This window comes from Halobium salinum (assembly GCF_026586625.1).
In the GTDB taxonomy this organism is placed as follows: Archaea; Halobacteriota; Halobacteria; order Halobacteriales; family Haloferacaceae; genus Halobium; species Halobium salinum.
Map to the genome: position 1 here is coordinate 81,408 of NZ_JAODIW010000006.1, position 23,115 is coordinate 104,522.

The 23,115-nt window shown below is 68.3% G+C and carries 27 protein-coding genes, 1 tRNA gene and 1 pseudogene (1 of these 29 cut by a window edge); 11 read left to right on the forward strand and 18 right to left on the reverse strand.

The window, feature by feature from the left end; translation table 11 throughout:
- Together N5095_RS03780 and N5095_RS03785 are read left to right on the forward strand one after the other, a co-directional pair.
- Positions 1-282, forward strand: a pseudogene (locus N5095_RS03780) (mandelate racemase/muconate lactonizing enzyme family protein); it begins 958 nt to the left of the window's first position.
- A 213-nt stretch (positions 283-495) separates the two neighbouring features.
- Complete coding sequence (locus tag N5095_RS03785; RefSeq protein WP_267621246.1) at positions 496-1,173, forward strand: YqjF family protein; 678 nt, start codon at positions 496-498, stop codon at positions 1,171-1,173.
- 81 nt (positions 1,174-1,254) lie between these two features.
- Here the strand turns inward: N5095_RS03785 and N5095_RS03790 are convergent, their stop codons facing one another.
- From N5095_RS03790 to N5095_RS03810, 5 genes are all read right to left on the reverse strand, one after another.
- Positions 1,255-2,430: an MFS transporter gene (locus N5095_RS03790; protein WP_267621253.1), complete on the reverse strand. Its 1,176-nt coding sequence runs from the start codon at positions 2,428-2,430 to the stop codon at positions 1,255-1,257.
- Between the two features lie 99 nt (positions 2,431-2,529).
- Complete coding sequence (locus N5095_RS03795; RefSeq protein WP_267621256.1) at positions 2,530-3,297, reverse strand: uroporphyrinogen-III synthase; 768 nt, start codon at positions 3,295-3,297, stop codon at positions 2,530-2,532.
- Positions 3,294-4,169 (reverse strand): uroporphyrinogen-III C-methyltransferase, encoded by an 876-nt coding sequence (gene cobA, locus N5095_RS03800; RefSeq protein WP_267621258.1) that lies wholly within the window; start codon positions 4,167-4,169, stop codon positions 3,294-3,296. The genes N5095_RS03795 and cobA overlap by 4 nt, the downstream gene beginning before the upstream one ends.
- Positions 4,170-4,177: 8 nt before the next feature.
- Entirely contained in the window at positions 4,178-5,386 is a 1,209-nt protein-coding gene (hemC, locus tag N5095_RS03805; RefSeq protein WP_267621260.1) for a hydroxymethylbilane synthase, read from the reverse strand.
- A gap of 65 nt (positions 5,387-5,451) precedes the next feature.
- The gene (locus N5095_RS03810) at positions 5,452-6,525 is read right to left on the reverse strand and encodes a DUF7504 family protein (RefSeq protein WP_267621262.1); all 1,074 of its coding nucleotides are present in this window, start codon (positions 6,523-6,525) and stop codon (positions 5,452-5,454) included.
- 141 nt (positions 6,526-6,666) lie between these two features.
- Between N5095_RS03810 and N5095_RS03815 the strand changes: the two genes are divergently transcribed.
- Entirely contained in the window at positions 6,667-7,092 is a 426-nt protein-coding gene (locus N5095_RS03815) for a DUF8146 domain-containing protein (RefSeq protein WP_267621265.1), read from the forward strand.
- A 53-nt stretch (positions 7,093-7,145) separates the two neighbouring features.
- On the opposite strand, the gene N5095_RS03820 is transcribed toward N5095_RS03815, so the two are convergent.
- Complete coding sequence (locus tag N5095_RS03820; protein WP_267621267.1) at positions 7,146-7,601, reverse strand: DUF5814 domain-containing protein; 456 nt, start codon at positions 7,599-7,601, stop codon at positions 7,146-7,148.
- 139 nt (positions 7,602-7,740) lie between these two features.
- Here N5095_RS03820 and N5095_RS03825 point away from each other — a divergent pair.
- The 3 genes from N5095_RS03825 (at position 7,741) to N5095_RS03835 (ending at position 8,783) form a co-directional block, all read left to right on the forward strand.
- Positions 7,741-7,812: transfer RNA gene (locus tag N5095_RS03825), tRNA-His, on the forward strand.
- Positions 7,813-7,932: 120 nt separating this feature from the next.
- Positions 7,933-8,352, forward strand: a complete 420-nt coding sequence (locus tag N5095_RS03830) for a VOC family protein (protein ID WP_267621269.1) — start codon at positions 7,933-7,935, stop codon at positions 8,350-8,352.
- 92 nt (positions 8,353-8,444) lie between these two features.
- Positions 8,445-8,783, forward strand: coding sequence for a DsrE family protein (locus N5095_RS03835; protein WP_267621271.1), 339 nt, complete (start codon positions 8,445-8,447; stop codon positions 8,781-8,783).
- Positions 8,784-9,031: 248 nt separating this feature from the next.
- Here N5095_RS03835 and N5095_RS03840 read toward each other — a convergent pair whose 3' ends face one another.
- Positions 9,032-9,682, reverse strand: a complete 651-nt coding sequence (locus N5095_RS03840; protein ID WP_267621273.1) for a DUF7344 domain-containing protein — start codon at positions 9,680-9,682, stop codon at positions 9,032-9,034.
- A 293-nt stretch (positions 9,683-9,975) separates the two neighbouring features.
- Between N5095_RS03840 and N5095_RS03845 the strand changes: the two genes are divergently transcribed.
- A complete protein-coding gene (locus N5095_RS03845; RefSeq protein WP_267621275.1) occupies positions 9,976-10,749 on the forward strand; it encodes a helix-turn-helix transcriptional regulator in 774 nt (257 codons plus the stop codon).
- A 51-nt stretch (positions 10,750-10,800) separates the two neighbouring features.
- On the opposite strand, the gene N5095_RS03850 is transcribed toward N5095_RS03845, so the two are convergent.
- The 5 genes from N5095_RS03850 to N5095_RS03870 form a co-directional block, all read right to left on the reverse strand.
- Positions 10,801-11,448 carry a DUF7344 domain-containing protein gene (locus N5095_RS03850; protein WP_267621277.1) on the reverse strand — a complete coding sequence of 216 codons (648 nt, stop codon included), beginning with the start codon at positions 11,446-11,448 and terminating at the stop codon, positions 10,801-10,803.
- A gap of 361 nt (positions 11,449-11,809) precedes the next feature.
- Positions 11,810-13,006 (reverse strand): M50 family metallopeptidase, encoded by a 1,197-nt coding sequence (locus N5095_RS03855; RefSeq protein WP_267621279.1) that lies wholly within the window; start codon positions 13,004-13,006, stop codon positions 11,810-11,812.
- Positions 13,007-13,091: 85 nt separating this feature from the next.
- Positions 13,092-13,700 carry a halocyanin domain-containing protein gene (locus N5095_RS03860; RefSeq protein ID WP_267621281.1) on the reverse strand — a complete coding sequence of 203 codons (609 nt, stop codon included), beginning with the start codon at positions 13,698-13,700 and terminating at the stop codon, positions 13,092-13,094.
- A gap of 109 nt (positions 13,701-13,809) precedes the next feature.
- Complete coding sequence (locus tag N5095_RS03865) at positions 13,810-14,241, reverse strand: DUF7475 family protein (protein WP_267621283.1); 432 nt, start codon at positions 14,239-14,241, stop codon at positions 13,810-13,812.
- Positions 14,242-14,361: 120 nt separating this feature from the next.
- Positions 14,362-15,159 carry a helix-turn-helix transcriptional regulator gene (locus tag N5095_RS03870; RefSeq protein ID WP_267621285.1) on the reverse strand — a complete coding sequence of 266 codons (798 nt, stop codon included), beginning with the start codon at positions 15,157-15,159 and terminating at the stop codon, positions 14,362-14,364.
- Between the two features lie 136 nt (positions 15,160-15,295).
- Between N5095_RS03870 and N5095_RS03875 the strand changes: the two genes are divergently transcribed.
- On the forward strand, positions 15,296-15,745 hold the full coding sequence (locus tag N5095_RS03875; protein ID WP_267621287.1) for a cupin domain-containing protein: 450 nt from the start codon (positions 15,296-15,298) through the stop codon (positions 15,743-15,745).
- Complete coding sequence (hisA, locus tag N5095_RS03880) at positions 15,742-16,482, forward strand: 1-(5-phosphoribosyl)-5-[(5-phosphoribosylamino)methylideneamino]imidazole-4-carboxamide isomerase (RefSeq protein WP_267621289.1); 741 nt, start codon at positions 15,742-15,744, stop codon at positions 16,480-16,482. The genes N5095_RS03875 and hisA overlap by 4 nt, the downstream gene beginning before the upstream one ends.
- 37 nt (positions 16,483-16,519) lie before the next feature.
- Here hisA and N5095_RS03885 read toward each other — a convergent pair whose 3' ends face one another.
- Positions 16,520-16,693 (reverse strand): hypothetical protein, encoded by a 174-nt coding sequence (locus tag N5095_RS03885; RefSeq protein WP_267621291.1) that lies wholly within the window; start codon positions 16,691-16,693, stop codon positions 16,520-16,522.
- Between the two features lie 16 nt (positions 16,694-16,709).
- Complete coding sequence (locus N5095_RS03890; RefSeq protein WP_267621293.1) at positions 16,710-16,907, reverse strand: hypothetical protein; 198 nt, start codon at positions 16,905-16,907, stop codon at positions 16,710-16,712.
- Positions 16,908-17,220: 313 nt separating this feature from the next.
- Between N5095_RS03890 and N5095_RS03895 the strand changes: the two genes are divergently transcribed.
- Entirely contained in the window at positions 17,221-18,006 is a 786-nt protein-coding gene (locus N5095_RS03895) for a DUF7344 domain-containing protein (RefSeq protein WP_267621295.1), read from the forward strand.
- Between the two features lie 156 nt (positions 18,007-18,162).
- Here the strand turns inward: N5095_RS03895 and N5095_RS03900 are convergent, their stop codons facing one another.
- Together N5095_RS03900 and N5095_RS03905 are read right to left on the reverse strand one after the other, a co-directional pair.
- Positions 18,163-18,891 (reverse strand): hypothetical protein, encoded by a 729-nt coding sequence (locus N5095_RS03900; protein WP_267621297.1) that lies wholly within the window; start codon positions 18,889-18,891, stop codon positions 18,163-18,165.
- Positions 18,892-19,363: 472 nt separating this feature from the next.
- A complete protein-coding gene (locus N5095_RS03905) occupies positions 19,364-20,026 on the reverse strand; it encodes a hypothetical protein (protein ID WP_267621299.1) in 663 nt (220 codons plus the stop codon).
- Positions 20,027-20,403: 377 nt separating this feature from the next.
- Between N5095_RS03905 and N5095_RS03910 the strand changes: the two genes are divergently transcribed.
- The gene (locus N5095_RS03910; RefSeq protein ID WP_267621301.1) at positions 20,404-21,195 is read left to right on the forward strand and encodes a DUF7344 domain-containing protein; all 792 of its coding nucleotides are present in this window, start codon (positions 20,404-20,406) and stop codon (positions 21,193-21,195) included.
- A gap of 213 nt (positions 21,196-21,408) precedes the next feature.
- Here the strand turns inward: N5095_RS03910 and N5095_RS03915 are convergent, their stop codons facing one another.
- Together N5095_RS03915 and N5095_RS03920 are read right to left on the reverse strand one after the other, a co-directional pair.
- The gene (locus N5095_RS03915) at positions 21,409-22,065 is read right to left on the reverse strand and encodes a hypothetical protein (RefSeq protein WP_267621303.1); all 657 of its coding nucleotides are present in this window, start codon (positions 22,063-22,065) and stop codon (positions 21,409-21,411) included.
- Between the two features lie 129 nt (positions 22,066-22,194).
- Complete coding sequence (locus tag N5095_RS03920) at positions 22,195-22,767, reverse strand: hypothetical protein (RefSeq protein ID WP_267621305.1); 573 nt, start codon at positions 22,765-22,767, stop codon at positions 22,195-22,197.
- Positions 22,768-23,115: the final 348 nt, after the last annotated feature.

Consider the following 23,115-nt stretch of genomic DNA (forward strand, 5'->3'; position numbering starts at 1 on the left):
GCCGCGCTCGCCGACGCCTTCGACGTTCCGGTGACGCCGCACAACGTCGCCAGCCCGATCGGGACGGTGGCGAGCGTCCACGCGTGCGCGACGGTACCGAACGCGTTCGTCCTGGAGTGGCACGCTCGCGACGTCGACTGGTGGGACGACCTCTACGTCGGCGACCCGCTCATCGAGGACGGCCGCATCGCCGTCCCCGAGGGGCCGGGACTGGGCCTCGAACTCGACCTCGACGAACTCAACGAGCGTCTCGCCCCCGGCCAGGAACCGCTCGACTTCTGACCCGCGGGGCGTCGGCGCGTCACCCCCGCGGTGCGCCGACCGGGCCGACGCGTCGCGAACCCGTCGCTCAGCGAATCTGCCGCTCCCGTTCCGTGAACCGCGATGTCGCCGGTCGGGCCGCCGATTTCGTATCGTCGTATTCGGTGTACGAGTACCTTTGTCTGTCCCCGTCGCCCACAACCCACATCACGCGTCCGGTCGTCTACGGAGCCGATGCAGGCCGGAACGACGACGTTGCGCGGGATGTGTCTCCTCCACTGGCGGGTCGACCCCGAGCGCCTCCGGTCCCGCCTCCCGGCATCGCTGTCGCTCGACGTTCACGACGGGTCGGCGTGGCTGAGTCTCGTCGCCTGTCGGGTCGACTCACTGCGGCCCCGCGGCGCGCCGCGGTCGCTCGGCTGGACGTACCCGGAGGCCCACCTCCGGACGTACGTCACCACCGGGGACGGCGACCTCGCGTCGTACCTCTTCGCGGTCGAGTGCGGCGACCCGACCGTGGCCCGCGTCGCGACCGCGACCGGGTTCCCCTACCGGCGCGCGGACGCCGTAATCGACCGCGAACCCGACACTTTCCGGTTCCGGAGCGAGCGGACGGGTCCGGGCGCCCCGCCGGCGACGGTCGAGGTCGCGTACCGGCCGGCCGACCGGCCGCCCATCGTCGAGCGGGACCGCTGGCTCGTCAAGCGGCCCGTCCAGTTCGCGTCGCCGAACGGTCGGCTCCGCCGGCTGACGCTTCGAGCGGGCGAGTACGACCTCCGGCCGGCGCGGGCGACGGTCGAGACGAACGACCTGTTCGCGGCGGAGGGGCTCCCGACGCCGCAGTCCCCGCCGGTCGCCAGGTTCTGCCCCTCGCTTACGATGGCGGCGGGGCTCCCACGGCCGGTTCGATAGATTCGACACCGAGAACGGATTCGCCGACACGGGAGCCCTGCCGACACGGGAGTCCTACCGACCCAGGCGGCCCTCCCCGACTCAGAGGTCTCGCCGTACCGACACCAACAGGACGGCGGCAAGCGCTGCGCTCGCGGCGAGGAGTGCCCACCCGCCTTCGTACCCGCCTCGTTCGACGAGCAAGCCGAACAGCGGCGGGACGACCAGTCCGCCGGCGTTGATGGCGGTCTGGCCGCCGGCGGTCGCGGCGCCGAGTTCGTCGTCGTCCACGAGGCTCCCCAGACAGGAGTAGAACACGCCGGTCGAGCCGTACACCGAGAGGCCGATGGCGCCGAAGACGACGAGCGCGACCGGGAGCGAGTCGACGCCGGTCGCGAGCAGTGCGAACAGTCCGGCACCGACGGCCGTCTGCCCCAGGGCGACCGCCGCCGCGCCCCCTGCACCGCCGAGACGGTCCGCGAGGCTCCCGGCACCGACCCGTCCGAGGCTCCCCGTCACCTGCGTGAACGCGAGCACGCCGCCGGCGACGACCGGGCTCGCGCCGATCACGTCCTGCACGTAGAGGACGACGTACCCCAACGCGGTGAACAGCGTCGCGCCGAGGAACAGTCCCGAGCCGACCAGCCGGAGATACGCCCCGTTGGCCGAGAGCCCGGAGAGGTCGGGCACCGAGAGGGTTCCATCGCCGTCGGTGCCGTCGTAAACGAGCGCGAAGACGGCGGCGTAGGCGAGCGCGACGGCGGCGACGACGCCGAAGCCGAACTGCCACGCGGCGACGGCGGCGACGCCGGTGACGACGAGCGACGCGCCCGCGCTCCCGGCGGTGACGCCGACCTGTTTGAGGCCCATCGCGAGGTTCGCCCGGCCGGGGGGCGCGCCCGCGACGATGCCCCGATTCGAGGCGGGCATCGCCGTCGAGTAGGCGGCGCCGAGCGCGGCGGCGGCGACGAGCAGGAGCGCGTAGCTGGGCGCCAGGGAGACGGTGACCGCCGCGGCCGCGAGGGCGACGAGACCGCCGACCATCGCCGGCTTCTCCCCGAACCCGTCGACCAGCGCACCGCTCGGAAACAACATCGCGGTGTACCCCAGGATGGCGGCGGTGACGACGACGCCGACGAGCGCCTCCGACAGCCCGAACGCATCGCGGAGGACACCCGTCGCGGCGAACACCGTGTAGTAACAGAGGCTCGCGGCGGTCTGCCAGCCGGCGACGGCGGCGACCGTCCGCCACCTCCCCGCTCCGGAATCCGTGTTCACGTGATGTCGGACTCCGCGAGGCGGGCGCAAAAGGGTGGGCGAAGCGGCGCCGCCGGCCGGATTCGCGCAGTCGGGCGCCGACTCCGAGCGCGGACGCCCTCAGTCACGGTAACTCGGTGCGGCGCGTTCGACGACGGCACAGGCGAGTTCCTCGAAGTCGGCCCGCTCGGGGACAACGTTCACCGCTATCCCTCGACTCTCGGCGGTTTCGCGGGTCGGCTCGCCGATGACGCCGACGACCGCGTCGTTCAGGCCGGCGACGGCGGCGTCGCGAACGCCGCGCTCCGCGGCGGCGTCGAGAAAGTGGTCGACCGTCAGCGACGAGGTGAACAGCGCACCCTCCAGGTCGCCGGCGGCGGCCGCCTCGGCCGACTCGCCGCTCCCCTCCGGACGGACGAGTTGGTACAGCACCGTCTCGTGCACGTCGGCGCCGGCCTCGCGGAGCCCGTCGAGCAGTACGTCGCTACCGTGGTCGCTGCGGGCGACCTCCACCCGGGCGCCGGCGACGTCGTCGGCCAACTCGCGGACGAGCCCCGCCGAGGAGAACTCGGTCGGGACGCGGTCGACGCGGTAGCCCGCCTCGCGGAGGGCGGCCGCGGTCGAGTCGCCGATGGCGCAGACGACGACTCCGTCGGCGGGCGCCCACCCCGCCTCGGCGACGAGTTCGGCGCCGGTTTTACTGGTGAAAATCACGAAGTCCGGGTCACCGTCGCCGTCGAGCCCGTCACCCGGGACGGCGCCGGTCGGGCGGACTTCGAGCATCGGGTCGGGGACGGCCGTCGCGCCCAGCGACTCCAGCAGGGAGACCGCGTCGCGGAGGCGGTCGTCGTCGGGCCGGAAGACGGCGACGCGGACCGCTCGGCTCACCGCTCGGACCCCTCCGTTTCCGGTGCAGAATTGTCGTGGTCGCCGCCGGCGTCGTCGGCGCCGGCGCTCGGGTCGTCGGCGTCGCCGGCCCCCGCATCCGCGCCGCCGTTTCGCAGGAACTCCTGCAGGCGGCTGCGACTGGCGGCGACCTCGCCGATGACGGTGATTGCGGGCGGCTCGATACCGGCCGCGTCGCGGGCGTCGACGATTGTGTCGAGCGTACCGGTGGCGACGCGCATCTCCGGCCACGTGGCGCGTTCGACCAGCGCGACGGGCGTGTCGGGGGCCATGCCGGCTTCCCTCAGGGCACGAGTGTAGTCGGGGAGCTTCCCGACGCCCATCAGGACGACGATGGTCCCTCCGGTCGCCGCCAGCGCCTCCCAGTTCACCGCCGTCTCCGCCTTCGTCGGGTCCTCGTGGCCCGTGACGAACGAGACCGAGGAGGCGTGGTCGCGGTGGGTCACCGGGATGCCGGCGACGCCGGGGCCGCCGATGGCGGAGGTGACGCCGGGGACGACCTCGAAGGGAACCCCTTCGCCGGCCAGGTGTTCCGCCTCCTCGCCGCCGCGCCCGAAGACGAACGGGTCGCCGCCCTTGAGACGGACGACGGTCTTTCCCTCCCGAGCCAGTTCGACGAGCCGAGCGTTCGTGTACTCCTGGGAGGTGCGCTCGCCGCCGGCGCGCTTCCCCACGTCCTCGCGGCGCTCCTCGGGGACGAGGCCGATGATTTCGGGGCCGGGGAGCTTGTCGTGGAGCACTACGTCGGCCTCCTCGAGCAGGCGTCGGGCTTTCACGGTGAGCAGTTCGGGGTCGCCGGGGCCGCTGCCGACGAGGTAGACCGTGCCGGAGTCGGTCGCCGGGTCGTCGCTCATCGGGTCGCTCACTCGTCCACGTCCGTCTCCGGGCTGGCGGTGCTCGCGGCGTCGTCGTCGGCGTCGGCGCCGCCGGCGTCGCGTTTCGCGGCCTGGATGAGCTCCGCGGCGCCGCGCTCGCGCAGGTCACTGGCGAAATCCCGGGCGCCCGTCGCGTGCTCCGTCACGGGCAGGTCCCGGGTCGCCTCGACCGTCTCCTCGCCGTCCTGGCTCAGTACGCGGACGACGGTGTGGACGTACGACCCCTGGAGGACGGCGTGGACGCCGATGGGGGCGACACAGCCGCCGCCGAGTTCGCCGAGGACGGTCCGCTCGACGGTCGTCTCGACGCGCGAGCGGGGGTGGTCGAGCACGTCGTTGACCGCGTCGGCGGTCTCGCCGCGGGCGGCCGTCACCGCGAGCGCCCCCTGCCCGGGAGCGGGGACGAACTCCGACCACGGGAGCCGCTCGGTCGAGATCTCCTCACGGTCGAGGAGGCCGCTGCGTTCGAGGCCGGCCTCCGCGAGGACGATTGCGTCGAACTCCGTCTCGACCTCGCGGCCGAGCGCCCCTTTCTCCAGTTCGGAGCGGTTCTGGAACCACTCCTCGGAGTCCTCCTCGAACTCGGGTTCGAAGTCGTCGTCTCGCGGCTCGTCGCCGCTCGACTGTTCCGAGGCGCCCCGCGCCTCCCGGCCCACGTTCCCCTTCTCGTCGGCCGTATCTTCGAGCCGGGCCTCGTGTTCGCGCTGGAGACCGGGCGCCAGCAGTTTCTCGACGCGGGTGTCGACGTTCCCTCGCAGGGGCTGGACGTCGAGGTCCGAGCGGTGGGCGAGGAGTTGGGCCTTCCGGCGGAGCGAGGAGGTGCCGACCGTCGCACCGCGCGGGAGGTCGTGCAGGGTGGTGCCGTCCGGGGTCACGAGGAGGTCGCCGGCGGCCCCACGCTCGGGGACGCCCGCCACCTCGAGCTCCGGCGGCGACTCGGTCGGCATGTCCTTCATCGAGTGGACCGCGGCGTCCACGTCGCCGTCGAGCACCCGTTCGTCGAGCGCTCGGACGAACGCGCCCGTCCGCCCGAGGCGGTGGATGAGTTCGTCCCGAATCCGGTCGCCCTCGGTCTCCACCTCCACGAGTTCGACCTCGTAGCGTCGGCCCTCCAGTGCGTCCTTGACGACCGCCGCCTGCCGCAGCGCGAGGTCCGAACCTCGCGTTGCGAGCCGTAGCGTCCCGCGTTTGCTCATACGTGGTGGTGTGCGACCGGGCCTGAAAAGGGCTTCAGTTCGTGGGCCTCCCGCCGGGGGTCCGTTCAGTCGGAGGTGTCGACGCCGAGCTCGTCGAGGTCGACCCCGTCGGCGACCGCGTCTATGCGGAGATACGGGAGCAGTGAGCGGGCTGCGGGCGTCGCCGTGAGGTAACCGCCCTCCCGACGTTCGATGAACCCCTCGCCTTCCAGCTTCGGCAGGTCGACGTGTGCGAGGCCGACCCGGACCTCGTCGGTCGTCTCCGACTCCTCGCCGTCGGCGTCGGTAGCGGCCGCCAAGTCGTCCGCGAGCGCCCGGACCTCTATCCCCTCGGGGTGGGCGAGGAGCCTGTAGAGCATACGTCGGCGGCGCTCGGACCGGAGCACGTCGTGGACGCGCTCCGGCTCCACGGTCGGCGCGTCGGCCGTCTCCGGCTCCGGGTCGGACTCCCGGGTCGGCTCGTCCCGCGGCGGGACCAACTCGACGGCGTCGAACGCCGTCAGGAGCGTCGCCACCGTCGCCGGCTCGTGGTCGCCCGGGTCGAACGCGTAGTAGGCCTCGGCCCCCGTTCGGTCGACGACCTCGACGAGGTCGGCGAGGAACCGACCGGCCTGGTCGAGGGGGACCCGTTCGAGGAGGTCGTTCACCGAGTCGAACACGAGGGCGGTCCGGTCGGCGACGGGGTCACCGGAGGGTGAGTCGTGGACGGACGACCTGTCGGCAGGCGAACCGTCGGCGGACGGGCCGGCGGCCGTCGAGCGGTCGAGACAGCGTTCGAGGGCCGCCAGCAGGTCGTCCAGTGCGGTCGGGTCCGGGACGGTCGAGACGGTGATGCGCGACCCGTCGCCCGACGGGCCCGCGGTCTCGGTCAGCGTCTCCGCCCCGGCGTGGGCGGCACTGCGAGCGAAGTCACCGACGCGGACGAGCGTTCGGTGCGTCCGCTCGGCGTCGCCGGCGACGGCCCGAACCCACTCGTCCGGACACCCAGTGTACGTCACCGACACCACAGCGGTCGGGAGGGCGTCCCGTTCGGTCACCCAGCGGTCTAGGTGCCGTTCGGGACTGTCAGCGTCGACAGCGGGCGTCAGGGCGAGGACGTTCCGCCCGCTGCCGGCCGACACAGTCGGCTCGTCGGTCATGGCTACTCCAATCGTTCGCCACCCTGACTCATAAGTGCTCCCACGGTACGGACGGGCGGCGGGACGGCTCTCGCCGAATCGCCGACGTGGGCCCGTCTGACAAACGATTAAGTGGCAGTGGCGTCCTACACGAACGTACGAATGGGCAACAAGAACAAGACGATCTCCTTCCGCGTCAACGAGGACGCCTTCGAGACGCTCCGCGAGATCGCCGAGGAGCGCGACATCTCGCTCTCGGCCGTCTTCCGCGACTACGTCGACCTGCTCGTTGCCCACGACGGTCAGGTCCAGGTCGTCCCCGAGCACGAACTGGACCGGATGCGCACCGGCGACGGCGAGGAGGACGACGAGGAGAGCTTCCCGCCGAAGGTGTCGGTACCCAAGAGCTTCATCCGCGAACACGAGCGCCTCGAACTGGAGGCCGACCACCTCCGCGAACAGCTCGACGAGCACAAACGCTACGTGTCGTACCTCCGCGAGCGCATCGAGGAGGAGGAGGACGAGGTCATCCTCCTCGACGAGTTGGACGACGAGGAGGAAGGGGAGCAGCCCTACCGACTGGGCTGAGCGCGCCACGCGGTTGAGTCGCCGACTACCGAGGGGACGTTTCTTCGGGCACGCTACCCGCTCAGGTCGCGCTTCGCCGACGCCGCCTTCTCGGTCATCTCGCGGTTCCCCTCCACTTCGGCGAGGGACTCCACCGCTTCGAGGGTCCGCACCGACTGGTCGAGGAAGGAGAGCACGTCGCCGGGGTACGCATACAGCATGTAGTCGTCGGTCATCACGTCGACGATGGCGTCGGGGCCGAGGCCCTGTGCACGCAGGTCGAGCAGGTAGCTGATGAACTTCCGCTCCGGGTGGCCGCAGTAGGGGTTGTCCTGACAGTCGCAGTCGAGGAAGTCCTCGGCGAAGTCGAGCACGCGGTCGCGGGTGGCCTCGTCCAACTGCGAGAGCCCCTCGCCCGTGTAGAGGATGTCGAGCGTCGCCCCCTTGAACGCACCCTTCGGGATGCTCGCCTCCAGTTGCGAGGAGATCTGCCGGTGGTTCTTGAGGTATATCTTGTCGGTGATGGCCACTGTTGAGAGGACGTAGCGCGTTGGCGCCGAAAAAGCCCTCGCTCCGAACGGGTGGTGGAGGCGAGTGTGAGAACCGAAAACACGGCGCCGAAACCGAGTCGTAACGTATTTCTGTAGAACGCGGGTACTCGATACTGTGTCCGGGTTGGGGTAATGGTCATCCTTCAGCCTTGTGGAGGCTGAGACGCGGGTTCGATTCTCGCACCCGGACTGATTCTTCGCGACCCTTCTCCAGTGAGCGTGTGCTCGCGCCAGCGAGCACCCGAGCGGAGTGAGCCTCACGCTTGCCACTGCCGTAGCGCCTTTCGCCTCGCCCCACGCGTCCTCCACTGTGCCCGACCTCACCGCCCACCACTACGGCATCACCGTCGCCGACCTCGACCGCGCGGTCGACTTCTACACCGAGACCTTCGACCTCGACGTCCTCGACCGCTTCGAGGTCGCCGGGGAGGCGTTCTCGGAGGCCGTCGCTGTCGACGACGCGACGGGGAGCTTCGCCCACCTCGACGCCGGCGACGCCCGAGTAGAACTCGTCGAGTACGACCCCGAGGGCGACGTGCGGACGCCCGGAACGGTCAATCAGCCGGGTGCGAAACACCTCGGCCTCGCCGTTTCCGACCTCGACGGGTTCCACGGGTCGCTCCCCGAGGACGTCGAGACGCTGAGCGAGCCGCGGACGACCGAGAGCGGGACGCGAATCCTGTTCCTGCGGGACCCCGAGGGGAACCTCGTGGAGGTCGTCGAAGCGTAACGCCTCCACCGGCCCACCGACCGCCGACCACCGGCAACACGGGCCGGGTCGGCCACAAGTCCTACTCACGACTGGTCCTTCCCACGACACGCATGAAGACCGTCTTCCACCTCGTGCAGGCCGACGAGCAGGGCCGAGAGACCACGCTCACCATCGCGAACAACCTCACCGAGGACGACCAGGCGGATATCGAGGAGATCGCGGTCGTCGCGCAGGCCGACGGCGCCGAACCGGTGACGACCGGTGGCACCGGTTCCGAGACGGTCGAGACACTGCTCTCGAAGGGCGTCTCCGTCAAAATCTGTAGCAACACGATGGACCTCAAGGAGTTAGAGGAGTCGGACCTCGTCGACGGCGTCGAGACGGTCTCCTCCGGCGGCGCCGAGTTGACGCGGCTCCAGGCGGACGACTACGCGTACATCCGGCCGTAGACGGCGAGAGCCGTCGATTCAGTGCGGCGTCTGTTTTCACCGACTCGCGTCGACGACCCGCACCGACGAGCAGCGCGCACGTCACTCGCTGGTGGCGGTCCAGAACCCCCGGTTCGGACCCCTGGTCCAGTTCACGGCTCGCTAGTCGGTGGTCGAACGAGTCGAGACCACTGGTCGGCGGCGTCGACCCGATGGAGAATGTCTGGGAGGGGCGGCGAGAGGCGAGCGAGAGGAGAGTCGGACCGACGCTATGCCCGGAGCTCCGGCGGCTTCTCGCCGACCCCGAGACGCGTTCGCGAGCTGTACCACGTGTGGACGAGCGCCGAGAGGAGGACGGCGCCGAGCGCGAGCCCGGCCCACACCGCGACCTGGAGGAGTCCGAAGGGGGAGACCCCGAACTGCGCCCCGAGCACGGTGGTGATTCCCAGCGCGGTCAACCCGACGTAGTACGGTCCCCACGGAACCGCTCGCTCCGAGACGACATCGAGGTACACGTCCAGCCCCGCCGCCGTCTCGCCGAGGGCGGCCCGACCTCGTCGACTGTCGTAGTCGACGAACCCGTGGTCGTCCAACTTGGGGAGATGAAACTGGTGGAGCGCGGTGTGGACACGCTTGCGCTCCGCGCGGTCGACCCGTTCGACCGGCTTCTCGTTCTCCCACGCGGCGACCTGCTCGGCCACGTCGCGGACCTCGACCACCTCGCCCGACCGACGGCCGAGATAGTGAAGCGTGTAGCGCCGTCGCCGGTTGCTGAGCACGTCGAACACCTCGTCCGGTGTCGCCCCCGAATCCGGCTCACCGTCGTCGGCCGCGGGCGGTGCCGCCCCCTCCGAGCGACCCTCGACGTGGTCGTCGGTCCGCTCCCCGCTCGATGTCGACTGCTGCTGCGTCGCGCTCATAGTTCCTCGTCCGACCCCCTGTACCGCGGTGGCCGCCCCCGCTTTCCCGTACCGTTCGACTCGTCCGTCATACGACGGCTGACACACTCCGGAGGAGGAGTATCATTTCACCGTCTGGGCTGTGACCGGCGGGTGAACGATGGTACATAACTGTTTCTCAGTCGGCATCGACCGTTCACTGATGACAGATATGCGGCGGGAGAACCAGTATCGGAAAAATAACTACCACGCGGAATGATACCATCCATTACAGTTATACGGTGGTGTCGGTAGCTCTCCGGTGGGGTCGATAGATGCCGTTACAGGAGCGCGAACGAGAGATAGTGGCGACCGTCTTCGACCGGTCGGAATTGATCGACCGGCTGCTCGACGGCCCGAAGGAGAAGCGCGAACTGGTCGAGGAGCTTCCGGTGTCACGCTCGACGGTGAACCGAGCGATACGGGAGTTGGAGACGCTCGAGTTGGTCGAGCGGGTCGACGAGGGGTATCGAGTCACGGACCTCTGTCGGTCGACGACGACCCGACTCTCCGCCCTCGTCGACTCCGTGGGGTACGAGATGCGCCTTCAGAAGTTCCGCAAGTGGGTGCCGGACGGGACGCTGGAGTTCGACCTCGCAGACGCCGACGACGCCACGGTCCTGCTCCCGGAGCCGGGGAACCCGTACGGGATGGTGAACAGGCACGTCGAACGGCTCCGTGAGGCACCGTCGCACCGGTCCGTGCTTCCACTCACCGGACTGCACGGCTACGAAGCCGTCCACGACCGCGTCGTCGAGGCCGGCGTCGAGACGACCGTCGTCGCCGCCCCATCCGTCGTCGACGTGCTCGTGACGGACCCCGAGTTCGAGCCGCTCACCGACGCGCTGACCGAGACGGACCGCTTCAGGCTGTTCGAGACCGAGGAGCCGGTGCCCTACTTCGTCGGCGTCTACGGCGATGTCGTCCAGTTCGGGGTCGACGACGACGGCGACCCGCGAGCGCTGTACGAGACCACCGACACGACCGTTCGAGAGTGGGCGAACCGGCGCATCGACGACTACGTCGAGCGTGCAGAACGGGTTCTTTGAGACGCGCTGGCTCTTCGAAACCCGAGACGACGTCCGGGGAAGCGCCCCTTCCTACATCGGTCGTCGACGGAGCCCCACCGCGAGCGTCACGGCGGCGAAGAGGCTCGTGACGACGGCGCCGACGTAGCTGGTGAGCAGACTCGGGACGAGACCGACCCACGTGGCGGCCGCCAGGAGCACGCTGAAGACGGTCGCGCAGCCGTAGTAACGCGTCGCGCTGTCGGTACTCCCGGTCGGCGCGTCGGTCGGTCCCTCCGGAGTCCCGTCCACGTCGAGGTACCGGCCGATCTCTCCGGCGAGCCCGGTGGGTCGGACCGTCCCGCGGGACTGTTCGTACTCTATCACGCCGTGCTCGTCGAGCTTCGGCAGGTGGCTCTGGTACAGCGCGATGTACACGCGCTGGCGCTCGGTCGACGTGATAGCCGCTACGGGCTTGTCCTGCTCCCACGCGGCGACCTGTTCTGCGATGTCGCGCATCTCGAACGACTCCGTCTCCGGGCGCTCTCGAACGTATCGCAGGACGCCGCGGCGACGTGCGTTCTGCAACAGGTGGAACACGTCGTCGGCGCACAACGTCGGGTCGCGGCCGCTCGACGCGGAGTCGACAGCCGCGTCTCCCTCCGCGTCCGAACCGGCGTCGAGGCCGGTCGTCCGCTCGTCGTCCGCGCCGACGGCCGCCGCGTCCTGGTGTGCGCTCATTGTCGTACTCGGGCCGACGGAGAGACCGGTGATAAACCCGAGACGCCGTTCAGCCGTTTCCGACCGTTCACGAGCGTTCGAACGGCCCCGAAACGCCCGTCTCGGATACTCTCGCGGCCGTCGTTGTCGACGGTGCCCCGACTAGTCGTGAACGGAACGCTCCCGGAAGGAAGTCGGCTGAAACGGCCCGAAACGGTCCCAAACGCGCGATTGATGATGGGAGCCGGACACACGGCGCTCCGGAGTGAGAGACGTCGCGGCGGACTGACCGCGACGGACGGGCGGACGGCCTCGCGAGCGGAGCATCGGCCGGCGAGAAGGGTATCGAGCGACGAGCCGGGCCGGGCGACCCGGCCGGAGACTACCTCGCGTCGAACGGCGAGACGCCGGTCGTCGGCTCGGTGCGGCGGAACCCGTCGATGGAGCCGCCGGTCTGGATGATGTTGAACGCGGTCATCAGGTCCGACCGGGAGACCAACCCGACGAGTTCGCCCTCGCGGTCGATGACGGGGAGACGGCCGACGCCGCGCTGCTGCATCTCGGTGAGCGCCTCGATGGCGTCGGCCTCGGGGGTCACCGAGGTGATGTCGTGGCTCATCACGTCCTCGACGCGGTAGGCGTCGCGCTCGACCTCCCGCACCTCGCGGGCGTCGTTGAGCGTCACCATCCCGACCAACTCGCCGGCGTCGACGACGGGGTAGCCGGTGTGGCGCTCGCGGAACATCCGGCCCATCAGGTCCGCGATGGAGGTGTCCGGCGAGACGACGTGGAGTTCCTCGCGCGGGGTCATGATATCGCGGACGGTCACGTCCTGGAACGCCGCCTTCATCACGGTCTGCTGGGCCTCGCTGGAGGCGCCCATGTAGATGAAGAAGGCGAGCGCGATGACGAACAGCTGGAAGTTGAGCAGGCCGAACAGGCCGAGCAGGAGCGCGAACACCTTCCCGACCTCCGCGGCGAGTTGGGTCGCGCGGGCGTGGGTCCGGGTCCGTGCGAGCAGCGCGCGGAGGACGCGGCCGCCGTCCATCGGGAACCCCGGGAGCATGTTGAACACCGCGAGCACGACGTTCATCAGCGCGAGGTAGGCGAGGACGAACTTCCCGGCGACGACGACCCCGTTGGTGTCGGGGACGACGACGAAGGCGGCGTAGGAGAGTACGCCGAGCAGGATGCTGACCACGGGGCCGGCGATCGCGATGAGTAGCTCCTGTTTCCAGTCCTCCGGAACCTCGGTGAAGCGGGCGACGCCGCCGAACAGCCAGAGGGTGATCGACTCGATCTTGTACCCGTAGCGCATCGCCACCAGCGAGTGGCCGAACTCGTGGAGCAGGACGCCGAGAAAGAGCCCGATGGCGGCGACGCTCCCGAGCACCCACTCGGTCGAGCCGGCGGTCAGCGCCTCTACCGAGAACGACGCGCCGAACAGAAGGTTGAGTAGGTCTACCTGCTGTTCGACGGCGTCGCCGATGAGGTACGCGAACAGCGGCAACACCAGGAGGAACGTCAGGTCGAGTCTGATCGGGATTCCGAAGGCGCTGCCGATTCGGATGCCTCGCATACGTTCGCTAGTCGGTGCCGAAGCTTAAAATGGGGGTTGGCCGTGAGCGGTGCCGGGTCGGTGTTCGCCGGGGTCGACGCGGTCTTCAGTGCTGGTGGTGAGCGGTGCCGGTGTCGCTGCCGGTGTTGCCGTCCTCGCCGGGACCACCGCCGTCGGTGTCGGCTCCGTCGGCTCCGTCGCCGTCACCGACGACGAACACCGCGCCCTTCATGCCCATCGTCGCGTGGGGCCGGCAGACGTACGTGTAGAGGCCGGGCGTCTCGAAGGTGTGTGAGAACACCTTGTCACTGCCGGAGAGGTACTCGCTCGCGAACGAGCCGTCGGTGGCGACGACGTCGTGGCCGCCGCCCCTGCCGGTCCACTCCCACCGGACGGTCGTCCCGGGAGCGACGGCTATCGCGGCGGGACCGAACCCGTAACTGCCGCCGTTGCCGTCGGCGCCGACCTGTACGACCACCGTGGTCTCCCCGGTGAAGTCCCAGGTCGTGTCGCGGTAGTTACTCACGTCGGTGAACCAGGTGCCGTAGTCGGGCGCCCCGGGGAAGGCGACGATGTGGGGCGGGACGATGGGGTCCCGGGCGATGCCGCCGTCGATACAGCCGGCCAGGGGGGTCACGGCCGCGAGGCCGAGGAGGCCGGCGGCCTGCAGGTAGGTCCGCCGGGAGAGGGTCTGAGTGTCGAATCGGGGAGACATGGTGGGATGGGGTTGGGAGTTTGGGGTCCGGTGGGTCGTGTGCGTCAGCGGGGGCGGTCAGGGTGGTCGGGGTGTCGCGTGTGCGATGCGGTGGGGTCGCCCTCGGGAGTTACGCGGTCAGGGCGCGCTCGGCGCGGCGGACCGAGTACCAGCGGGCGAACAGGTACGCGAGGCAGGCGATGAGGGCGATTTCGACGGCCTTGGTCGTCAGGCCGAGCGTCCCCTCGGGAGCGGGGCCGAAGCCGAGCGCCTGCCACTCCATCACGTAGCCGCCGATCTGGGCCAGCGTGTACGGGATGCCGGCGAGGTACAGGGCCGGGCGGTACACGTTCAGCAGCAGGAGGCCGATGGCGCCGAAGTAGCCGAGGCCGGCCAGCAGGAACAGGTCCATCCCGCCGTTGTACCAGAGGTACAGGTGGACGATGCCGGTGATGCTGGCGAGACCGACGGCCGTCCAGTGGACGGGGGTGAGGGTCGCGGTCTCGAAGCCGAACCCGCGTGCGGTTCGGGTGGTTTGGGTGGTCTGAGTTGTCGCAGCCATGGGAAGAGAATCACCCGCTCAGAGTATCATGATTTCTCGTGGAACAGTTTCGTCACGTGAGCACGTTGCAGACAGTGAGTGTCACGGGCTGTGGCGGCAGGCGTCTCCAAACGCTGCCGGTCACCCACCGACGACGAGTTCCGGGGTCAGTCGCCTCGCGTGGTCGCGGTAGTCGTCGATAGTCCGGTCGACCCACGCCACGACGGTGGGGTTCTCACTCTCGATTACCGCCCGGGGGACGCCCTGGTCGTCGATGGGGACGATGACGGCGACCCCGTCGGCGACGCCGAGCATGACCGGCACCTCACCGTCGTAGCAGTAGACTGCGGCGCCGTCCGACGCCACCATCCGCCGCGTCCACTCGCGCATCTCGGGGTCCGCGAGGGCCGTCCCGACCGCCGCTGCCGAGAGAATCACCTCCTGGGTCTGCTCTCCGCCGACCACCCGGCGGTGTTGGAGTCGCATCGTGTCGCGGAAGACGGAGCCGGACAACACCTGCACGTGCGCGGCCTCCTGCACGAGCGACTCGGCCCGGCGGATGTGGGCGAGGACGTCGCTCCGAGTGGGGAGCGTGACCGTCGCGTCGCGGAACTCGTGGAGGTCGAGGTCCATCCCGTCGAGGGGGAACCACGCCGACACCGCACCGAGACGCTGCATCGTCTCGACGGTCCCCAGCAGGTCGCCGAACTCCTCCGCCAGGAGTGCGCCAAAGGGGGTGACGCGGTAGACGCGGTCCTCCTTCCTCGCCCACCCGCGCTCACAGAAGTCGTCGAGAATCCGACCGAGTGTCGCCTGCGAGGCGCCGATGCGGTCGCGGAGTTCACTACGTGTGTGGGGCCCCCGGGACAGTTCGTCGAGCACCTCGACCCGGCGTCCGGAGCGGGCGAGGAACTCGACGTCGTCCAGGGGCGTTCGCATATCGGATACTCGTGAGGGCGCGAACGTTGATAAACGTGTGTATGGGACGACCCCCGCCCGCGACTGTGGATTCCACTGTTCCGTCGACCGCCGCCACCGGTCAACGCTTACGGTGGCGGGTCGCGTACGGCTCGCCATGAGCGACACCAGCGACCCCGGTGACACCACCGGCGCAGGGGACGGGCCCGCGGCAGTCGTCCGCAGGGCCGACGACGTCGAGTACGAACCCGTCGGCGCCGCCGAGGGGATGCGAAAGGGCGTCCTCGTGGACGAGAGCCACGGTGCGCCCCACTTCGCCATCCGACGGTTCACCCTCGACCCCGGCGCCGAGGTGCCTCGGCACACGAACGACGTCGAACACGAACAGTACGTCCTGGACGGCGAGTACGTCGTCGGCATCGGCGACGAAGAACACGTCGTGCGCGCCGGCGACTCGTTGCTCATCCCGGCCGGGACGGTCCACTGGTATCGTAACGAGGGCGACGAGCCGGGGGCGTTCCTGTGTGCCGTACCGAACGGCGACGATAGCATCGACCTGGTCGGGGATGGAAACGAGGACGAGGACGCCGGAGCGGCCGGGGAATGACGGACGCGCCCGACACTCGACACTTCCCCGCGTTCGAGGTCATTCCCGCCGTCGACATGCAGGACGGCGAGGTCGTCCAGCTCGTCCAGGGCGAGCGCGGCACCGAGAAACGATACGGTGACCCGGTCGACGCCGCTGAGCGGTGGGTCGACGAAGGGGCGGAGACGCTCCACCTCGTCGACCTCGACGGCGCCTTCGAGGGCGAGCGAGCGAACGCCCCCGCGGTCGAGGCTATCCTCGACGCCGTCGACGTGGACGTCCAACTCGGCGGCGGCATCCGCACCGTCGACGACGCGGTCTCGTTGCTCGACGCCGGCGTCGACCGGGTCATCCTCGGGACGGCGGCGGTCGAGCGGCCCGAAATAGTCGCGGAGATCAGCGAGACGTATCCGGGGAGCGTGACGGTGAGCCTGGACGCGCGCGAGGGGGAGGTCGTCGTCGGCGGCTGGACCGAAGGCACCGGTCTCGACCCGGTCGAGGCGGCGTCGCGCTACGAGGAGCTCGGTGCCGGCGCGATTCTGTTCACCGACGTCGACGTGGAGGGGAAGCTGGAGGGCGTCCAGACGGAGAACGTGCGGGCGCTCGCGGAGGCGGTGTCGATTCCGGTCGTCGCAAGCGGGGGGGTCGCGACGCTCGACGACGTGCGGGCGCTCAGAGAGGCGGGGGCGTCGGCGGTCGTAGTCGGCACGGCGCTGTACGAGGGGCGATTCACCCTCCGTGAAGCGATGGACGCCTGAGCCGAGCCGGCGCCGACCGGGTTCGCGCCGGGGCCGGTCAGGGCGCCAACCGCTCTCGCACGAAGGAGGCCGTCCCGGAGAGCACGGCCAGTACGGCGAGACAGATGAGCAGGTAGCCGAGCGTCAGTCCGAGGCTGGACCCCGAGCGAAGCAGGGCGGCGCCGACGGCGAGGACGTACCCCACGAACAGGGCCGCTTTCAGTAGTGGCATCTCTGTGCCTCCGCGGTCAGTGACGTGGAGCGGTCGGACCGGCCCGTCGGACCCGGTGGCTCCGCACCCGGTCGGCGGTCGACGCGGCCACGGCCGAGAGGCCGAGCGCCAGTACCGGTACCCCCATCACGACGCCCGCGGCGGTCAGCGACGACGCGAGCAGACCCCCGATTCCGAGCGCCAGTAGCGCGATGGTGTCACGCTTGACGTGCATACCGCCCCGTTTGTTGGTAGTTGACATGAATACCCATCAGACGGGCGTCAGACGAGCCGATGACGAGCTCTGCAGGGTTCTCGCTCCGTAGAGCGGTGTCGGTCGCCGATGGCGGGTCACGGACACCACTCGACGGGTCAGTCTGTCTCGGTACGGGCTCAATCGAGTGACTCGGCGCGAAACGTTCAATTTCACGGACACCTAGGACGGCGAATTCGGCCGGGAAACGGCTCCTGTCGGTTGCACCGTCCCGAAACGGACTATGTCACCGATTAATTAAGCCACATATCTCGCAATGAGTGAGCGCGATATCATGTCATCTGAGGGAGTGGCCGAGTACTCGGTCTCGGAGGAGGAATCGGACGGCGTCACCACCACGCAGTCGGACGCTGATGCGGTGACGGCGACCCGGTCGGAGGGGGAGCGCGGTGAGTACGAGCGCGTGAACGGCGAGGCGGTCAGACCGGTGACCACGTCGCCGACCGCCGACGGCGAGCAGTCTACGGCGGGGACAGACACGTCGGGGGGTTCCGACACGCTCGAGTCGGTCGAGCGGGAGATGTCGACGCCGACGCCTCTCTCCGACGATTCGGTGTTCGAAGTCCTCAGTAACCGGCGTCGCCGACTGCTGTTGCACTACCTGCGCCGCCACGACGGCACGGCCGTCGAGCTCTCCGAACTCTCCAGTCAGTTGGCCGCCTGGGAGCAGGAGACGACGCCGGAGATGATCAGTTACGCCGACCGGAAGAACGTCCACACCGCGCTGTATCAGTTCCACCTCCCGAAGATGGAGGACGCGGGGTTCGTCGACTACGACCAGCGTTCGGGGAGCGTCGAACTGACTGAGGCCGCACGGGACCTCGAGGTCTCCATCGGTTCGACGACCGACCGGAAGCGGGTCCCGGAACGCTACCTCCTTCCCGTCTCGGCCGTCGGTCTCCTGCTCGCGACAGCCTCCTGGCTCGGGGTCGGCGCAGTCACGACCCTCTCCGGGTCGGCGTGGGCCGTCCTCATCGCCGCCACGTTCCTCGCCGCGTCGGTCACCGTCGCGTATCGGACCCGGTCGACCGACCACTCCGACTCGGTCGACCCGCTCTGAGTCGTTCCCCCACCCGTCGAACGGGACACCGCCCGATTCCCTCCCTTCCCTGTTTCTCGCCCCCGACCCGTCCGCCGAGTTGTCGACTCTCCTCTCGGACGTCGTCACGCTGCCGGTCGTTACGGTCGCTCGTACTGCCTCGGCCGGTCCCCTCCTTCACCTGAACCGGCGACCCAACCGCCCGAGGAGGGATGGCCCGTCGCGGGACCGGTCGCGGATGCGACCCGTCCCGAGCAGCGCGACCCCCAGGAGGTAGAACGGCACCCCGAGCAGGACGTCGATGGCGACGATGGGCGCCCACGGATGCATCTCGTACAGCGCGTCGATGACGCCGACGGGAAGCAGGGCGAGGTAGCGGTGTTCGACCACGTAGCGGCGGTAGTAGCCGGTCTGCTCGGCCGCGTGGAGCGTGACGGTCGCCGCCGCCTGCCCGCCAGCGGGGAGCACCCGTCTCGACTCCGCGACCTCGACGCCGTCGCTCGCGGGTTCGACGTAGCTGACGACCGGGAGCACCCCGGAGTTCACCAGCGGGTACTCGACGTCGTTGGACTGCCCTACCGGAATGACGGTCGGCTGTTCGGACTCGAACTCCGCGCTGACGACGCCGTACTCGTGGGTCCCGGCGGGGACGACCATGGCCGCCGTCGCGCCGGCGACGAGCAGGAGGGCGAAGCCGGCGGCGACGTACCGGGCGTCGAGGTTCGTCTCGCGTTTTCTGGAGCGGGTCGTCCTCCGCTTGTCGCCGGTCCACCAGCCGTGGGCGTAGAACAGTGCGGTGGCACTGAAGAAAAGATACGCGAGGCCGTTGGTGCCGAGCAGTGAGCGGGTGCCGAGGGTTGTTGCTATCGTCTGTTGGACCGTAGTGACGGTGTCCGAGAGAGCCATTATCGCGGTCCCGAGATACGGGATGACGACAACGTTACCGTTTATTTGGAGGGCTTCGGCGACGATTTGAGCGTCTTTGACCGGGGGTTCTTTGCCGTCCTGGTCGGTGAAGGGGTTCGCGTCACCTTTCGTGATGTACCCTCTATCGGTCTCACGGACCACTCGATGGGTCGTGAGGCCGCCTCCATGCAGTTCTTTTGCTTCGAAAATGATGACATCGCCTACGTCCGGGGGGCCAGTAACTCCGTGCGGAACTGCGACAAACCCGTCACCAGCATCTATCGTATCAGCCATACTCCCGCTTTTGACATATCCCAACAAAATCGGCTGTCCGACTATTTGTCCAACAACTGGAAGTAGCACTACGACCACCACTGCGATTACTACAATACGGAGTATTTGGTCTCTGCCCGTCAATTATGGTGGTGAAATATTGGTGGTATACTAGTGCTACTTGCGTAGATGGTCTATGTCAGTTAATGAAATCCACGCTCGAAGTACCTTCACTCGGGAAAGTGTAGTTCGGCACGACATTTTTGAAGTATTCCGAGTCGACAGCTGCGGCGTTCACACCAATATCCGCTTCGTACATGCTCCCGATATCGTCTTCTGGAACATCATAGAACCCAAGCGCGATTTCTGCCCGCTTACCCGGTGCAAGGAAGACGCCCCAGGCGCCAGGAGCACCACTTGTCCCCTGCCCTGACGAGGTGCCATCCCCGCCGTCCATCCCAGCACCGTAGCTGTCCATCGAGAGGTACGAGGTTACGTACTGTCCGTCGTTCGTGCTGGGGTCTGGCCCAATCTGAGCATTCAGGTCGTTGAGGTTCAACCAGACCAGCACGTTCTCAGTTCCTTGGTTCCTGACGAGTAGGAGGTCTGTGAACTCGGTGGTGGCGTTCCCGTTCAGACCACTACCTCGACCATTATTCTGAATATCGACCTGCAGAGTCCCGTTAGTCTGAGACGTGTAATCCGGGTCCCCTTTGATTTGCAGGTAAGCGTTTTCGTCGCTACTCACGTTCACGTTCATTCCTCTACTCGCACTAACAGACGAGAACGCACCAGTACCCATTGCAGCCGCCCCGCCGGCAGCGAGCGATCCCATACCGAGCATGAACTTGCGTCGTTCCATTGTCGTAGTTCTCCTTCGTCGCGCCCCCAACCCACCCCCGGGCCGGCGGCGCTTCGCTTAGTCGCAAGTTGCGAGAGGGATGTTGTTATTGAGAACAGTGAGTCGGGGTAACGACGTTCCGGAGCCGTGACAATAGCGTTCCACGGTTCGTCTAGGGAGAGCGGTCGAACCCGTCAAAGATGCCCGGACAGGGCGTTAACCACAGATTATTGTCGAGTCGTGTCAGACGAATTGCAAAACGTTCACTTTAGCCTGAACGTTTCGAGATGAAGATTGTGGTCCGAGGAATCGTTTCAGGACGTGACCGTTGGAAAGTCCGATGGGTCCGATTAAATAAGACGTTCCTTCAGTAAGAGCCGCCGCCTATCATGTCATCCATGGGAGATTCCGACCCCTCCGCCGTTCGCGGAGTGGAGAGGGGACGGGACGAGGGGCAGGGGGCGGACGAGGCGAAAGCGGGGGGAACGGTCGACGCTGCGTCGTCGCCGGAGAGGCCCGACGCGACCGACGTCGCCAGTTCGACCGCCGCGGCCGAGTCGGCCGAGGGGGGTCGCTCGACCGGCTCGGTCTCCGACGCGGTGGGGAGTGCCGAGTCGCCGACCCGCTCGGACGACGGCGACCGCTCGCTCGATACGATCTCACAGGACGAGGTCTTCGACGTTCTGAGCAACGAGCGGCGGCGATATCTGCTCTACTACCTGAAGCAGTCCGACGACGAGGTGGTGGAGCTCTCGGACATCTCGAGTCAGTTGGCGGCGTGGGAGCAGGAGACGACACCGGAGTACATCGACTACGCCGACCGGAAGAACGTCCACACCGCGCTGTATCAGTTTCACCTCCCGAAGATGGCGGAGGCGGGGTTCCTCGACTACGACAAGCGGTCGGGTCGCATCGAACTCACGGACCACGCGCGCAATCTCGACGTCTACTTGGAGACCGTCTCCGGGCGCGACGTCCCGTGGGGGGTGTACTTCCTCGGGTTGTCGCTCGTGACGACCGCTGTCGGCGTCGCCTCGTGGTTGGGGCTGGGTCCGCTGGCTGCCGTCCCGACCGGCGTTCCGGCGCTGTTCGTCGCCGTCGCCTTCCTCGTCTCTTCGGCCGTGTTCGCCTATCGGACGCACTTCGAGATGCGAGTGGAACCGGTCGGCGCGTCCGCCGAGCGGGAGTGAGTCGATGGCCCGACGACGCACCGCCACGTTGGTGTTGGTAGCCGCGGCGGGACTGCTCCTCGTCACGGGGACCGGGAGCTTCAGCTCGGCCGACTTGGGACGCGGGCTGCAGATCGGCGTCGCCGACGACGATTCGGCGTACCTCGGCTACGAACCGCTCGGTCTCGTCGACGGGGAGCCGAAAATCCGACTCACCAACCGCGTACCCGGGGGTCAGACACTAACAGTCGGCGTCAGCCTGGCGAGCGATGGGACACAACTCGGGTCGGTCACCCTCGGCAGCGGCGAATCGGCAGAGCTGACTCTGACTGGTGCGGAGTGCGCCGACCGTGTCGAAATCGTCGCGGACGGCACCGGCACCAGCGTCGAGATGACCCGTCGTGTCTGTGGGGCCGGTGGTGCTTCGGTCGGCGGCTCCGGCGGCGAAGCGGGTGTGTTCCCGGCCGCGAACCCGGCGAACGACTCCGGCGGGCTGTTCGGGTCGAACTCCACGTCCGACTCGACGCCGCTCGACACGTCGACGGCCACACCGACGGCGACGCCCGACGTGTCGGCGCCGACCGGTGGCTCTTCATCCGACCCGACTACGACGGCAGAGACCGGCGCCTCGACGGTCGCGTTCGCTTCGGTTCCCGCGCCGTCGACCACGCCTACTGATGAGGGGGCGACGACAGCCGCCAACGCGAGCGAGCGAGCGACGGTCACAACGACGGCGAATGTGACGACCACGACGGCGAATGTGACGACCACGACGGCGAACCGTACCACGATGAATGGAACCACGACGGCGGCCAACGCGACGACTACGACGACGGCCAACGCGACGACTACGACGACGGCCAACGCTACCGTGGCGGCGAACGAAACCACGACAGCGAACACGACTACGACGACACCGAACGCGACCGCGTCGGCCGCTACGACCACGACGGTAGTGAACGAGACGGCTACGTCGACCCCGGCGCCGAACACGACGGCACAGCAGGTACCGAACAGTACTCAGACCGAGTCGGAGAACACGACAGTGACGCCAATACCGACCGGTACTGCGACCACCACGAACGAGTCGACGCCCGGTACCGAAACGACGACTCCCAGTGAGTCGCCGACGACGACCGGGTCGTCGACGACCCAGACGGCTCCGACTCCGACGACGCAGACGGTTACAACCACGACTACCGAGGACGATACGACGACTACGGCCCCGAGACCGACGACCGACACGACGACTCCGACACCAGTTGCCACTACGTCGGCCACGACCACGCCCCCGACGACGGCGAACACGACGACACGAACGACTACGACAACCGCGTCGGTCGCGCCGACCACGCCAACTACGACCACCACAGCCGAGACGACTACGCCAACTACGACCACCACAGCCGAGACGACCACGTCAACTACGACCACCACAGCCGAGACGACCACACCGACCACGACCACTTTACCCGCGACCACCGAACCGACGGCTACGTCCACGGTTACGACGACGCCGACCGAAACAGCCGAGACGCTGAACTCGACCGAGACGACGGTAGGGTCGACCGAGACGCCGACCGTGGAACCCACCGCCTCGACGACCGACCGACCCGATTCGCGAACGACCGCGTCCACGAACGCTACCGGTTCGACAGTAACGTCGGACTGACCGGTCAGCCGGTTTCTGGCTATCTCCGGCGACCGGGAACTCGATTACTGACACTCCCTGTACCGGGCTCCCTTCGGCCGCGGTCGGACCGCTCGCAACGCTCCCGAACCCCCCTACCCTCGGCTCGTTGGCTCACGGCTTCACCGTTCGCCTCTCAGAGCTGCTCGCTACACTCGCATCTCACACCCACTCGCCGAGGACGCCGAGAACACGGTCGCTGACGCTCTCTGCACCAGGCTCGCTGCGCTCGCCGAGAACGCAACCACCTT